The organism is Gilliamella apicola, assembly GCF_003202915.1.
In the GTDB taxonomy this organism is placed as follows: domain Bacteria; phylum Pseudomonadota; class Gammaproteobacteria; order Enterobacterales; family Orbaceae; genus Gilliamella; species Gilliamella apicola_Q.
In genome coordinates this window covers 159,915-175,038 of record NZ_QGLP01000010.1, presented here as the reverse complement: position 1 = coordinate 175,038, position 15,124 = coordinate 159,915, and the positions used below count along the sequence as shown (strand labels likewise).

8 protein-coding genes are annotated in these 15,124 nt (G+C 30.6%); 5 read left to right on the top strand and 3 right to left on the bottom strand.

Features of this window, described 5'->3' with window-relative positions:
• Nucleotides 1–125: 125 nt before the first annotated feature.
• The gene (locus DKK79_RS13945; protein ID WP_110424582.1) at nucleotides 126–1,352 is read right to left on the bottom strand and encodes an RtcB family protein; all 1,227 of its coding nucleotides are present in this window, start codon (nucleotides 1,350–1,352) and stop codon (nucleotides 126–128) included.
• A gap of 406 nt (nucleotides 1,353–1,758) precedes the next feature.
• Here DKK79_RS13945 and rtcR point away from each other — a divergent pair, with 406 nt between their 5' ends.
• Both rtcR and DKK79_RS13935 read left to right on the top strand, forming a co-directional pair.
• Nucleotides 1,759–3,387 carry an RNA repair transcriptional activator RtcR gene (gene rtcR, locus DKK79_RS13940; RefSeq protein ID WP_110424581.1) on the top strand — a complete coding sequence of 543 codons (1,629 nt, stop codon included), beginning with the start codon at nucleotides 1,759–1,761 and terminating at the stop codon, nucleotides 3,385–3,387.
• A gap of 147 nt (nucleotides 3,388–3,534) precedes the next feature.
• Nucleotides 3,535–4,932, top strand: a complete 1,398-nt coding sequence (locus DKK79_RS13935; RefSeq protein WP_110424580.1) for an RtcB family protein — start codon at nucleotides 3,535–3,537, stop codon at nucleotides 4,930–4,932.
• Between the two features lie 132 nt (nucleotides 4,933–5,064).
• Here the strand turns inward: DKK79_RS13935 and ggt are convergent, their stop codons facing one another.
• Nucleotides 5,065–6,810, bottom strand: coding sequence for a gamma-glutamyltransferase (ggt, locus tag DKK79_RS13930; RefSeq protein WP_181415331.1), 1,746 nt, complete (start codon nucleotides 6,808–6,810; stop codon nucleotides 5,065–5,067).
• Between the two features lie 541 nt (nucleotides 6,811–7,351).
• Here ggt and DKK79_RS13925 point away from each other — a divergent pair.
• The 3 genes from DKK79_RS13925 (at nucleotide 7,352) to DKK79_RS13915 (ending at nucleotide 14,175) form a co-directional block, all read left to right on the top strand.
• Nucleotides 7,352–11,539, top strand: a complete 4,188-nt coding sequence (locus tag DKK79_RS13925) for a YobI family P-loop NTPase (RefSeq protein WP_181415330.1) — start codon at nucleotides 7,352–7,354, stop codon at nucleotides 11,537–11,539.
• A gap of 601 nt (nucleotides 11,540–12,140) precedes the next feature.
• The gene (locus tag DKK79_RS13920) at nucleotides 12,141–12,929 is read left to right on the top strand and encodes an FRG domain-containing protein (protein ID WP_110424577.1); all 789 of its coding nucleotides are present in this window, start codon (nucleotides 12,141–12,143) and stop codon (nucleotides 12,927–12,929) included.
• The gene (locus DKK79_RS13915) at nucleotides 12,919–14,175 is read left to right on the top strand and encodes a DUF262 domain-containing protein (RefSeq protein WP_110424576.1); all 1,257 of its coding nucleotides are present in this window, start codon (nucleotides 12,919–12,921) and stop codon (nucleotides 14,173–14,175) included. Before DKK79_RS13920 ends, DKK79_RS13915 begins: the two co-directional genes overlap by 11 nt.
• 433 nt (nucleotides 14,176–14,608) lie before the next feature.
• On the opposite strand, the gene DKK79_RS13910 is transcribed toward DKK79_RS13915, so the two are convergent.
• Nucleotides 14,609–15,076: an STY0301 family protein gene (locus DKK79_RS13910; RefSeq protein WP_110424575.1), complete on the bottom strand. Its 468-nt coding sequence runs from the start codon at nucleotides 15,074–15,076 to the stop codon at nucleotides 14,609–14,611.
• Nucleotides 15,077–15,124 lie beyond the last annotated feature (48 nt).

Genomic DNA, 15,124 nt, shown 5'->3' with positions numbered 1-15,124 from the left:
TTTATCCTTAAAATATCTTATCGTTATCGTGAATGATTAATTGTTTATATCAAAATGCTATAAGTAATCATTAGTTATCATATTATTTCCGTCATGATCATCGAGGAAGTTATCCTCGATATCATTTATCCTTTCACACAGACCACTTGTCGTAGTTGATGAACAATCTCAACTAATTCATTTTGTGCCGTCATTACAGCATCAATATCTTTATATGCCATTGGAATTTCATCAATAACATTGGCATCTTTACGACATTCAACATGTGCAGTTGCTTTAATTTGATCTGCGATGGTAAATTTCTTTTTCGCTTCTGTGCGACTCATAACCCGTCCAGCACCATGAGAACAAGAGCAAAAACTTTCTTCATTTCCCAGTCCGCGAACAATGTAGCTTTTCGCTCCCATTGATCCTGGAATAATCCCTAATTCCCCTTTACGGGCAGAAACTGCTCCTTTACGAGTAACAAAAACATTATGTCCAAAATGATTCTCTTTTTGCACATAGTTATGATGACAATTTACGGACTGTATATAACTAGTGAACTCAATATTTAATGTATTTCTAATAGCCATAATAGTGTTATGCATCATAATTTCACGATTTAAACGAGCAAACTCTTGCGCCCAATTTACCGCCATAAGATAATCATCAAAATGTTCAGTCCTTTCAACAAAGTAAGCTAAATCATTATTTGGTAGATATTTATCAATAAAATAAGTTTCCATATCTTTTTTGGCTAATTTAATAAAAAATTCACCGATAGCATTACCGACACCACGCGAACCACTATGTAACATAATCCAGACTTGTTGATTTTCATCTAAACAAACTTCGATAAAGTGATTACCCGTTCCTAGTGTCCCTAAATGACAGTAATTATTTGTTTTTAAAAAACACGGATATTTTTCGGTTAATTTCTCAAATCCTGGTAAAAGCTGTTGCCAATATTGATCTACAATTGCTGGCGCATCTTGCCAACTTCCCTGATCTTGCCCCATATTTTTAGGCGTTGAACCATGTGGCACATTTTTTTCAATCGCTAAACGTAAAGGCGCTAGATCATCAGGTAAATCAGACGCAGTTAATGATGTTTGTACGGCCATCATTCCACAACCAATATCTACCCCAACGGCTGCTGGAATAATAGCGCCCAGAGTAGGAATAACACTCCCGATTGTTGATCCTTTACCCACATGGACATCAGGCATTACGGCAATGTGTTTAAAAATAAATGGCAATTGTGCTGTTTTTAGTAATTGTTCTTTGGCTTCTTGCTCGACTGGTACACCTTTAGTCCACATTTTTACTGGTCTTGAATTTTCAATTTTTATTACTTCATATTGACTCATTTTTATCTTCCTTTTACATCTGGGCAAAATGCACTCCGCCAGTGGTAATATCTTTATATTGGTTAGATTGCACTAAAGGATGTTACCGTTTATCCATTCGTTTATGACCAAAATTCTATTGGTACATTGCGCTATGAGCGCTTTAGTGCTGGTATCTTTTATCACCACAAAGTGACTTGATTATTTAATTTAAACCATCTCAACATATCTGAATATGCTTGCTTAGGTAGCATTAATATTGCGAAAAGCGTGCCAATAAATAAAAAACCATAGCAATTATTTTTTAATTATTTGTTTTTAAATAAGAATAAATGATTTTTTAAAATAAAGATAAAAATTATCATAGTATTTTTAATACACATTTTTATATAATTTTATATATCTATTTATAAAAATATATAAAATTATGAAAAAGAATGTCGTGTTTGGATTTTTAGGGAATGTATTGGATCAACGTGGTAAAGGAAAACGACGCTGGAAGAATTGGCGACCGACTATTGATTTATGTCATCAATCCGATATGCCAGTTACTCGATTAGAACTGCTCTATTCTCCGAACGATTATGAGCTACTTTGTACCATCGTTAAAGATATTAAGATTTTATCACCTCATACTGAAGTAAACCCCATTGAGGTAAACATTGATAATCCATGGGATTTTGAGCAAGTTTATACCTTCCTTTTTGATATTTCGAAAAACTACGCATTTAATTCAGAACAAGAAGAGTATTATTTACATATCACAACAGGTACCCATGTTATGCAGATTTGTTGGTTTTTACTGGCAGAATCACGCTATTTTCCTGCTAAATTATTACAAATGTCCCCTCCGAAAAAAGAGCCTCTGACCGAAAATAATGAAATTAATGAAATTGAGGAAAACGATCCGATTGCGCTTACCCCTTGCGGGATAATGAGTATTATTGATTTAAATTTAAATCGTTACGATAAAATCCTAACCCGTTTTCAGCAATATGCTCAGCAAGCGACCGAGCTATTAAAATCGGGCATCGCAACTCGTAACCCACAATTTAATCAGCTTATTGCCGAAATCGAACAAGTGGCGAGCCGTTCCCATGCACCTATTTTATTATGTGGACCAACGGGCGCGGGTAAATCATTTTTGGCAAAACAGATTTATTTACTCAAACAAACCAATCATCAAATCAAAGGACAATTTGTTGAAATCAATTGCGCCACTCTACGCGGTGATAGCGCAATATCAACCTTGTTTGGTCATGTTAAAGGCGCCTTTACGGGAGCAAATCTTGCGCGCACTGGATTACTTAAAAATGCCGATGGTGGTTTACTGTTTTTAGATGAAATTGGCGAACTGGGACTTGATGAGCAAGCGATGTTATTAAAAGCCATTGAAGAAAAACAATTTTACCCGTTTGGTAGCGACAAACCGATACACAGTGATTTTCAATTAATTGCCGGTACTAATAAAGATCTCAAACAGGCTATAGCGCAAGGTGAGTTTCGTGAAGATCTGTTTGCTCGAATCAATTTGTGGAGTTATCAACTACCGGGCTTAGTGGATAGAAAAGAGGATATTGAACCCAATATTGATTTTGAATTGGCGCGCTATGCCAAAGAATATGGCATTATGCCACGCTTTAATCAACAGTCACGCCAAGCTTATCTTAAATTCGCTACCTCACCACAAGCCTTATGGCAAGGTAACTTTCGTGAATTAAACAGCTCAATTATTCGCATGGCAACCTTAGCACCGCAAGCGAACATTACCACTGAACAGGTTGAACAAGAAATTAAACGCCTAAGTCAAAATTGGACTTCTACACAAAATAGTTATGATGACCTGATACCTAATGAAATTGATGAATTTGACCGTTATCAACTGGAAAAAGTGATCGAAATCTGCCAAAAAAGTAGTAGTTTATCAGAAGCAGGCCGACAATTATTTGCCATATCCCGAACCAAAAAACAACGCAGTAACGATGCTGATCGCTTAAAAAAATACTTAGCTAAATTTGGTCTGAGTTGGGAAAAAATACATAGTTACAACGGATGATCTAATAAAAAAATGATTTACTAGTTTACATATTAATAAACTTTGGTCTAGAATACGCCCACTTTCCTGAATAGTGCTGCTGCAGGAAACAGTAATTATCCTCTCAAATTGAGAGGACGGTATTTTATTGTTTTCTAGGTGGCTATTATGTCTACATTTACCCGTTTACAAAAACGTTTATCCCGATGTGGGATTGAAACTCATTTTAATAATGATATCTATACATTTAATAAACAAGATATTACAGCACAAGTACTGTTACCCAATCCGTTACCTTTAGAAGAAAAAGCAGTTGAGCAATTACTTGATTTTGCATCGGTAACAATGCCCAATAATGACGGCAAAGTTTGCGCTGCAAGGGCTACGCCGGACTTTCATCCCGGCGCGATTGCACCTGTTGGAAGTATTGTTGCCACTACTCCTAATTTAATTATTCCTGCGGCGATAGGCACAGATATTAATTGTGGTATGCGCCTGTTTACTACTGGTTTAAGCCTTAATGAGGTGACTGAACAAAAATCAAAACTCATTGAGCAATTAAAACAGGTGTTATTGCATGATGAGCGCGATGTGCCGGTTACACCCACATCTTTTCAAGCACTCTTTGATGAAGGCCTTACCGCTTGGTTGAATGCTTTACCACAACAAGGTTTATGGAATAGTGTCAATTTTGATCGACTAAGGCATGAGATTAGCAAAATTTCTGGCAATGATCTACTTTCAGCCGATAGCCAGTATGCTCCCGAAGCCTTTTTTGAAAAACGAGCGATTATTCGTCCGGCAAGTTTAGGCACAGTAGGTTCAGGTAACCATTTTGTTGAATTACAAATTGTTGATGAAATTATTGATCGCCATGTCGCTTATCAATTAGGTTTAAAGAAAGATGCTATTGTGGTTATGATCCATACTGGATCACGTGATGTCGGTTTTTATATTGGCAAACGTTGGCAAGATAAAGCCAAAGCATTATGGCCTGCTGATCAAAAATATCCTAAATCAGGTTTATTTGCTTTGACTGACAATCATGCTCAAGAGTATTTGCAAGCGATGGGTGTTGCTGCTCGTTATGCTTGGATAAATCGCATTGTGATCACAGAGCTGGTGCGTAAAACCTTTAACACACTCTTTAAGCAGGATGCGAGTCAATTATTGGTCGATATATCACACAATGTTATTTTTCCTGAAAATGGTATGAATATTCATCGTAAAGGCGCAACACCCGCACACTTAGGTGAAATCGCTTTAATACCCGGATCTATGGGTGATTATTCTTATGTTGCAATCGGAAAAGGTCATCCTGATTGGTTATGGTCTTGCTCGCATGGCGCAGGACGAGCAGAAAAAAGGCAAACGATGCGCAGTAAGAAATTAGCTTCAGATAACTCTTTATTGCCATGGCAATGCGTAACTTTGAAACAAGAGCGACTATTTGAGGAAGCGCCTGCTGCATATAAACCTATTACGCCCGTCATTCAAGCGCAAGAAAACGCTGGTTTGATTCAAACCGCCGTTAAACTTAAACCTTGGATAACGTTTAAAGTATGATGTAAAAAAGATTTCAGTTTCTTTAAAAAATTGGGATCTTTATAGAGAGTAAATAAAGATAATGGCTGATGTCATTATCTTTATTATTTTATTTCTATTATTGCTGATTTGATCTATTATTTTAATCAATCATTAATAACCGGCAGCCAAACCATCACCACGAGGATCGGTTGCCCCCATTAATCTATGATTATCGGCATCAATTAAAATTGCACCTGCATGCCCCATGGTATCGGTATAATCATCAACGACTTTCACATTATGTCCACGCGATTTAAGAGTATCAATAATATTCTTAGCAACTCGCCCTTCTATTTTAAGATCATTGGATGATGCTCCCCAAGTTCGCCCATGTAACCATCTTGGTGCATTAATGGCATCTTGAGGAGACAAATTAAAATCGACAATTCGCGTAACGATGGCAGCTTGAGTTTGTGGTTGCCCTTCTCCTCCCATAGTGCCATAGACCAGATACGGTGCACCCTCTTTAAATAACATAGCCGGATTTAAGGTATGAAAGGTTCGTTTATTGGGCTCTAAACGATTAATATGGTTGGGATCGAGTGAAAAAAAGCTCCCTCTATTTTGTAGCAAAATCCCAGTATCTTTGGCGACAATTCCTGAACCAAAATCATGATAAATACTCTGAATGATAGAAACCGCATTCCCTTGTGCATCAACAACGCCAAACCAAACCGTATCCCCTTTTGGATCTAATGGCTTAATATCGATACGTGCAGTTTGCATATCAATTTGTTTAGCTTGCTCTTGACCATGCTGAGAGGATAATAAGAACTCAAGCGGGATAGGGTTAAAATCAGGATCCGTCAAATATTTATCACGATCGGCAAACGCTTGCTTGGTCGCCTCAATGATTAAATGATAATAATCAGCACTGCCTTCGCCTAATGATTTAACATCAAAATTATTTAATATATTAAGAATCTCTAAAGAAGCCATCCCTTGTGTATTAGGAGGCAAATTATAAGCCGTATACTGTCGATAGTTAACATGAATAGGAGAAACCCATGTTGCTTTATGGTTAGCAAAATCATCTAAGGTCAACACACCGCCATGACGCTTTAAATCATCAACAATTTTCTGAGCAATATTGCCACGATAAAATACCGTTGCACCGTCATTGGCAATAGACTTTAATGAAGTTGCTAAATCAGGTTGTTTGAGAATTTCGCCGATTTGATAGACCTCACCATCGTTTTTTAGAAATACTCTTTTAAACTCATCAAAACGTTTAAGATCGCGAAACTCTTTATCCTTAGTATCAATATTGACTGTAGACAAATAATTTAAACTCGGTGAAACGGCAAATCCATGTTCAGCATAATTGATTGCCGAATCAAACAACTTATTCCACGGTAAAGAGTTATTCATACTTTTTGACGCATATTGATAAGCCTCATCCCAACCAGAAACCACGCCAGGGACGGTATTAGCAGCTAAATAACCACGCGACGGAATTTTATCTAACCCTTGTTGCTTATAAAATGCAATCGTCGCCAGACTACCCGATCGCCCGCTTGCGTTTAATCCCTTAATTTCTTTAGTTTTTGAGTTATAAATTATCCAAAAATTATCACCACCAATAGTATTCATTTGTGGATAAACAACCGCTAATGTCGATGCAACCGCAATAGCAGCATCAACCGCATTACCACCTTGATGTAACACATCCAGACCGGCTTGAGTTGCTAAATAATTTGGCGAAGTCACCATAACATTAGTTGTGATCGGATTAAGACATCGAGAAGGCGTCTCACAATATTTACCTGTTTCTGAAAAAGGCAACGGTTCCGCCTGACACAAGCCACTCACGAGCAACATACTTAATAACAGCTTAACTTTATATTTCTTTTCCATTTTAACCATTCCTCATCTATTAATGATAACTAAGGAATGCATTTTTTATGCCAAAAATTATAAACCCAAAACTATTAAGTAAAATTACCATGACATATCAATTCAGCACCAAAGACGTGAACTCTATCTTCAAGGGCAATAAATATTAATTAATTTAACTAAAAACAGCTCAATAACACGGAAACTATTAAAAAAAATTGCAATGAAACGGTATAGACTCCTGGATAATTTTTACAAATTGTGGAGTTTAAATAGCAAAAGAGAGAAGATTTGAGTTTAAAGATGAAAATCATACTAAACCAAACAAAAGGCTAAATGATTATTGCTAGAATTTATAATAACTAAAAGATGCGCAAATAAAAAATATCAGTAATATTATCGGTTTTGGTTAATCACTGCTCAGTATAAATAAAAATATGTTATATTGCTTTTTGAGTGATTTTATAAGATGTTAAAACTAAAATAATTGAATATTGTTAACTTAAAATACGTTTTATAAATGAAATGATTGAATTAAAAAAATCATTGCAAGGAATGGAGAATGGAAGATAATCAAAATGGAGCAAAGCAATTAGCTCAAGAACAAGAAAATATCACCTTTGAAAAACTCACGCCAACGACTCTTTCGCCTGATGAAATGCGCGGTTATAACGAAGCGCTCGATTTTGTATTCAAAGAAAAAGATTTGCTGAACATTGCTATTAGTGGACCTTATGCCTCAGGAAAAAGCAGTGTATTTAAAACTTATGAAGAAGAGCATGAAGAACTTAATGGTATTCATATTTCACTTTCTTATTTTTCACCTAATCTAAAGTCAAAAATAAAAAACAAAAATCCAGATGATGAATTCACTTTTAATGATGAATTAATGTTAGAAAGAAAGATTATTAACCAACTTATTCATCAAATCGATCCAAAGCAAATTCCCTCGACAGATTTTAAAGTTAAAGCTGAGTCAAAAAGCTGGATTAATATATTTTGGGCGAGCATTATTTCTTTGTTTTTCTGTTGTTTTATTTATATTGATAAAACACTATTAAATAAATGGTTAGAAGAGCCGACTCAATTAACTTTGATACTTATCGGTTCGTTATTTGCTCTGATAACTTTTGTTTCTTATAAATTTATCGATCTTCAAAATAGAAAAAATCTTATTAGAAAACTAAAAATTTTTCAGAATGAGATTGATATTTCATCATCAGAATGTGATGTTTCTTACTTTGATAAATATTTGGATGAAATTATTTATATCTTAGATAAATCAAAATTAGATTTTATCGTTTTTGAAGATATTGATCGTTATGATGATAACCTGATACTCAGTAAATTAAGAGAATTAAATTATATCTATAATAAAAGACAAAAAAATAATAAGAAAAAACTATTTAAATTTATTTATAAATCATTTGAATTTATTTGCAAACCATTTAAATCTATTTGTAATAAAATACAGAAAAATCACAAGGAAAAACAAAAGGAAAAACAAAAGGAAAAACAAAAGGGAAAACAAAAGGGAAAACAAAAGGGAAAACAAATCAAATTTATCTATCTAATTAAAGATGAAATTTTTGAATCAAAGGAACGCACAAAATTTTTTGATTTTATTTTACCTATTGTACCGGTTATGGATAACTCTAATTCATTAGGAAAAATGAAAGAACTATTTAAAAGTAAAAATATTTATAGTGATTTTTCAATATCTTTTTTAGATACTTTATCATTATATTTAGATGATATTAGGCTCATTAAAAATATTTGTAATGAATATATCATTTATAAGAAAAAATTACCCCATCAAGCCAGTTGGTTTAAAAAAGAAAATTTATTAGCTATTATCGTTTATAAAAATATTTTTCCAGCAGACTACTCGTTAACGCGCTTGGGATTAGGGCAAGGCGTTGTTCATCAAATTATTGAATCATTAATAAAACAAAAAAATTCTTTTTATGAAACTCAAATTGAACAACTTGATAGTAAAATCCAGTTAAAAAAAGAGGAAATTGAAAATTTAGAAACGAACCATTTAGAAAGTATTGATGAGTTAGAGGCTTTATATATCAAATTACCATCCGAAATTTATTCCGTTGACTATCAATTTGATGATGGAACAAAAATTTCTGATTTAAATAGAATAGAATTGATTTCTAGTTTGAAAAAAAATGACTATAAAATTAATAATGGGTATCGAGATAGCTATTCTCCTTATTATAAAGAAATTGATTGCAGACAATATTTTAATGATCTTGAGCAAAATAGCGAATATATGCGTAGGAGTGAAAAACTTAATATTATTCTATATAATAAAAAATTAATACTTCGAGAAGAAATTAGAATATTAGGAATAGATAAACTATCATTCAAATCATATAAGAAAATCTCTGAAATAATCAAAATTAATCAGGATAATAATATTTCTATAGATACTTTATTTAAAGATTTTATTAATAATTATTTAATAGAACATGTTGAGAATAAACAATATAAATCTGAGTATGATAAAGTATTATCTTCATGTTATTTTCCGCTATTACGTGTATTGCTTATTCAAGGTTATATTGATGAAAATTATAATGATTATACGAGTTTCTTTGATGAGCAAGGATTATCTCAAAATGACACGCTATTTCTGCGTAATATTAATGAACATATAAAAAATGACTGGGAATTTGAATTAAAAAAAACTGAGATAGTACTAAAAAGATTGAATTCCGACAATTCAAGTAAATTTAACGAACCTGCTGTATTAAATTACTCTTTATTAGATCATATTCTATCAACAAACAAAACAAGTGATTTATCTCAATTTATCAATTTATTAAAATCAAATCGTGAAATTGATTTTATTAATAAATATTTGGCAAAATCTTATACTTTATTAATAAATAACGACACACAATATCAACCTAAATACCTATGTTTATTTGTGAAAGAAATAAATATTCAATTATGGAATATATGGGATTCTATTAATATATTTGATAAAAGACTTTATGTTTATCTTTCGTTTATTCACAATCAACCAATAGAATTTGAAATCATGAATGAAGAGGATTATCTAAAAGATTTTATTGAACGCTCAACTGATTTTCTGTGTATTGATGAAGAATGGAATAGAATTTTTGATTTACTTGATAATAAACAAAAAATAACGAATGCTTTTGAAATAATGAATATTCAGTTCAAAAAAATTGAGCATTCAACCCCAGAACTCTTAGCATTAGTTGAAGCAAACAATTACTATAGATTAAACTATATTAATATAAAACATATATTAGAAAACAAATATAATCTAACCAATTTCGATTCTCACATTATAGAAACTATATTGTCATTAAGTAATGATGCGCCAATTAAAGTATATTTTAAAAGAAATCCTGCACCACTAGTCCTATCCATTGCTAAATCAGATATCTCAATAATCGATGATAATGAAGATACCTTATTATTTATTCTGAATTATAATTTTGATTTTGATGATTTTTATGATTTTTATGGTTTTAATGATTTTGATGATTTTGATTATTTTTATGATTTTGATTTTGATATACCTTTATCCATTCAAAAAGATTATATAAATAAAATTTCATTAACCATTAAAAATGATTATATAAATAAAATTTCATTAACCATTAACTTATTGGAACGAGTAACCGATAGAGCTATTTGGAATAAGCTACTTGAAAAACAAAAAATAGAATATTCAGCCGAGAATATTGTTTACTATTTTTTTAATTATGAATTGGAAGATGAACATGAAAATAAGGAAAGGAAAATCAATAATCAACTAGCCGATTTCATTAACAATGATAACGAAAATATAACACCACAACAGGCTGATTTAGAAAAATTAATATTAGATGAAGATGATCTAAATTTATTCTTTAGACAAATAATCCTTAATACTAAATTAAATCCTGATAAATACAGTATGTTAATTGCATGGTTTAATGGTAGATATTATCCAAACTTTGATTGTAAAGAGCTTAGTAAGGAAAATATATCAATTCTGATTCAGCTTAAAGCTATCGTTTTGGAAGAAGAACAAGATTTAAATTTTATAAGAGAAAATTATCCAGATAATATTCAAGAATTTATTATCCATAATTTTAACGACTATATTAACATACTAGATGAAAATTCTTGGCTCATAAATGATGAAGAAATCATAAGTCTTCTATCAGAAGAAATAAGCTTAAATAAGAAATTTTCATTATTAGCTTTAACGAAAGAACCAATTTCGATTAATAATAAAAATTATCCGACAAAATTACAAAACTATATTTTAAAAAATAACTTTGATGTTAGTGATCTCACTTATATAACCAATCATCAATTTTATAACTCTACTACTGATGAAATAAAAGCAACAATCAAGCATCTGTGCGTTGAATATCAGGAAGAAATTTTAGAATTTAGAAAAATTTCTTATAGTTTATTAATCGAATTACTAAAAATTACAGAGTTTTCACTAGACGATAAATATATTTTGTTATGTAACCAAATAAATCAGTTAAATATTGAAGAAACCTATCAAGCATTTAAAATTTTAGAACAAGATTCCACAAATCAAAGTCTTTTTTCAAATCTATTTATATTTAAAAGACCAAGTTTTGATGATACCACCTTAAATCAAAACATAATGGAAGAATTGAGTCAAAAATGGAAATTAAAATATGAAAGAAAAGATGGCAAAATTATGGGTTATGGACAGAAGTTAATTGAAAATTAAATTTAATTATTAACAATCTAAATTTATACATAAAAAAACTAACTAATTTAAAATTTTTTTATTTACCATTATTTGGATAAATACACTTTGCAATAGCACACCACTAATACTATAAGGTGGGAAAATTGTTTATAGATTTAGATTAGTTATAAGATTATTAATAATAGCTAATCAAAAAAGCGGATGTTTGTTCAAACGTATTATTAAAAAGCTTTAATTTTAAATTAGTTGAACGATTTAAAATGAAACGGCATAGACTTCTGAATAATTTTCACAAAAATATAATTGAAAGCAAAGGATAAAAAATTTTATTTAAAAATAAGAATTATGATTATCGGTTTAAATTAGTCGATATAAAGTATGTGCAAAATATGATATATTAAATTTTAGTTGCTTTTTCAAAGCATTAAGATAGAGATTTAAAGGTTTAAACAATATTAACTTTATCGACTATATAATTATAACGATTAAAATTAGGATTCGCTTTGTTAGTATTGAATTTAATATATAAATCAGCGAACAATGAAAGGATAAATGCTGATATTATTGTAAATAAATATTAATATACTGGAAGATATTAAAATAATAAGTAGGTATTATAATGTCAAGTACTGATTCAGTTAACATTAATAAATTAAGTGAGTTTGTTTCTTTTCTAGAGAAATTACCGAAAGGTTTTATTTTATCTAGAGGGCATTCTAAAGATTTTTCATTACTACCAGGAGCATTTCGGAAAGATTCAAGCGGAAACCGATTGTACAGTAAAGCTGAAATACAAAAATTTATTGAACATTTTGAAATTAATTCATATCCATATTTAAAAAATGCAAATGATGTCAAAGAAGATAAAGAGTTGATGGTTTATGCTCAACACTTCGGTTTACCTACAAAATTATTGGATTTTACATATTCACATATTATATCTTTAATGTTTTGTCTTGAAAATGCATTTGATGATAATGAATCAGACGATGGGGTTGTTTGGTTTTTAAATCCCTATGCTCTTAATGGAAAAAGTACCAATGGAGAATCAAAAAAAATTTTTATAATACCAAAAGATTCAAAATTATTAGATCAAATTTCAGGACCTGTTGTAGTTACTTGTCGCCGAATACATGAAAGAATAAGAACCCAAGATGGTTTGTTTGTTTATTTTCAAGAAGAAAATTATTCTAAATGTTTGGAAGAATATGCTGATGACTCTATTTTAAGAAAAGTAATCATAAATAGAGAAGCAAAAAAAGGAATCTTGAGATCATTAAATTCTCTAGGTGTTGGTTATCACTCATTATATCCAGAATTATCATCAGTTGCGAAAGATATAATTTTAAAGCAACACATTGAAGAATATATTAGAAGTTTAGAAGAGGATAATGATAATGAAGTTTGAAAACATTAATTATAAGGACCAAAACACTGCAATTAAAGATTTGATGCAACAAATTAAAAAAGGTTATAAATTACAATCTTTATCAGTTGAAGAGATTGATAATCTAACCAAAGATGATTTGTTAAATTATGTTGATTCAATAATTCTCCAGCCAGATTATCAACGAGAGTATAGGTATTCAGTTTCAGATGAAAGTCTATTAATAGAATCTCTATTACTCGAAATACCTATTCCAGCTATTTTTTTAGCTAATGATAAATTCAATGGTGTTCAAGTTTTGAATGTTGTAGATGGGCAGCACCGTTTAACTGCATTTTTTAGATTTTGGGAGAATAAGTTTGCTTTACAAGATTTAAATTTGTTAAGTGAATATAATAAACAAAAATTTTCTCAATTAGATATAATGATTCAATCGAAATTAGCATCATCCACAATTCAACAAATCATATTTAAAGAGTTTCCAGGAAAGGATATAGAGTTAGAAATATTTAATAGATATAATAAAGGAACTAAACCTCTTACTCCACAAGAAATTAGAAATGCAATTTATAGTTCAAAAGTAAATCAATATGTTAATAAGTTTTGTTCTGATATTTATATTAATAAAACAGATAAAATACTTGAACGTGTATATAATATAACTGAAGATCGCTATCTGAAGAAAAAAATACAAGAAAGTATTTTTGTTATATTAAGCATTCTTGAACATGGAATTCAAACAACGCATAAAAAATCCCCGGAATATGCGGAATCATACATGAGAGAAAAATCAGAACAAGAAGAAAATTTAAAAATTCAATTCCAAAAAATAGAAAACATTAAGGGTAATATAGAAAGTAATGAAGAATATAAAAATAAACTTACTGGTGAATACACAAGTAATGAAAATAAATATAAAAGCGAATTTAATAAACTGAATAGAAATTTTGAGGATTTTAATTATTTCATAAAATATATATCAACAAAAATAACTTATCCTTTTTCAAGAGAAATATATGGCGTTTCAAGTAGAAATTATAAATTTCAAATATCAATTGCCATGATTCTTGCAGGGATAATGAATAAGGCTTTTGTAGCAAATAAGACTATATCAGAATTAAAGTCTGTAGATAGTATTTTATCATATCTTAAGTCATCTTTATCTAAATCATATTTAGAAGATCGAGAATATAATGCTTCATCAACTAATACCTTTGAGATAGAAAAATTAATTAATGAGATAAAACTTGATGAGCTTTTTAATTAAAAATTAGACATTATCTTTTGTTAATTGAATATGATAATTAATTTTGTTCAAATATTTAGATACATAGTGCTCTCTATTTTTATAAAAATATAAACTTCAATTTATGGTTTAGAAAAGATAATGTTGGCGTAACCATAAAGATTTAAAATAAAAATATATGACTACAACCTAACAGATCTTATTTTTTTATATGCTATTTACCGTAATTAATGGACAATTTTGACGAGATAGTAGAAAAAAATTCAGAGACAGTAAATAGTTAACGAAATTCTCTTATATAATAATTCTTATTAGTTTAATTAATGGCATCTAAGCATAGATTAAAATATACCAAATTTGATAAGTGGATAAGACAATTATCAAATTGATTAAGTATAACAAACGCTATATTGAAGATACGTAAATTCAAAGGTTTAATATTAAACAGTAAAACTTATTCCACTTCTTTTAATTCACTAGCACTACAGATAAGTTTGGCTTTTATGGCTTGGTTTTTATCATTTGAATAATCCGCCCAGCAGCTTTTCATCGATGAATCAATTTTTTTGACCAATTGGACTTCATTGTGATTATAGCTGCAACTAACGTAGCTACCACCTTTATCATAGACAGAATTAACTTGCCAAGTGAGGTCATGTTTTTGGCCATCGATAATCCCAATTTCAGGCTTTAATTGGAATAATTTAACCGGTTCATCGGAATAAACACCTATACCACTGAGTAACAGGTGGCGATCTTTTTTATCGGAAACTTGCCAGCCTTCGGGAATATTTTCTAGCTCGGGATGGTCGGATTTAATGTTGATTCTGGCCGGGCAATCAATTTCGTCAGCATTGGCTATACTTATAGCTGCAAACCAAACCATTGCCACTAAACTTATACTGAATATCTTGCCTCGCATATCATCAATCCTATTTAAATTGTATCTTACTTATTGTTAAGATTTTTA

Bases quoted from the DNA above. Each gene is read 5' to 3' on its own strand.
- DKK79_RS13915 (WP_110424576.1), top strand. From the start codon at position 12,919: ATGAAGTTTGAAAACATTAATTATAAGGACCAAAACACTGCAATTAAA.
- DKK79_RS13945 (WP_110424582.1), bottom strand. From the start codon at position 1,352: ATGAGTCAATATGAAGTAATAAAAATTGAAAATTCAAGACCAGTAAAA.
- DKK79_RS13925 (WP_181415330.1), top strand. From the start codon at position 7,352: ATGGAAGATAATCAAAATGGAGCAAAGCAATTAGCTCAAGAACAAGAA.
- ggt (WP_181415331.1), bottom strand. From the start codon at position 6,810: ATGGAAAAGAAATATAAAGTTAAGCTGTTATTAAGTATGTTGCTCGTG.
- DKK79_RS13920 (WP_110424577.1), top strand. From the start codon at position 12,141: ATGTCAAGTACTGATTCAGTTAACATTAATAAATTAAGTGAGTTTGTT.
- rtcR (WP_110424581.1), top strand. From the start codon at position 1,759: ATGAAAAAGAATGTCGTGTTTGGATTTTTAGGGAATGTATTGGATCAA.
- DKK79_RS13910 (WP_110424575.1), bottom strand. From the start codon at position 15,076: ATGCGAGGCAAGATATTCAGTATAAGTTTAGTGGCAATGGTTTGGTTT.
- DKK79_RS13935 (WP_110424580.1), top strand. From the start codon at position 3,535: ATGTCTACATTTACCCGTTTACAAAAACGTTTATCCCGATGTGGGATT.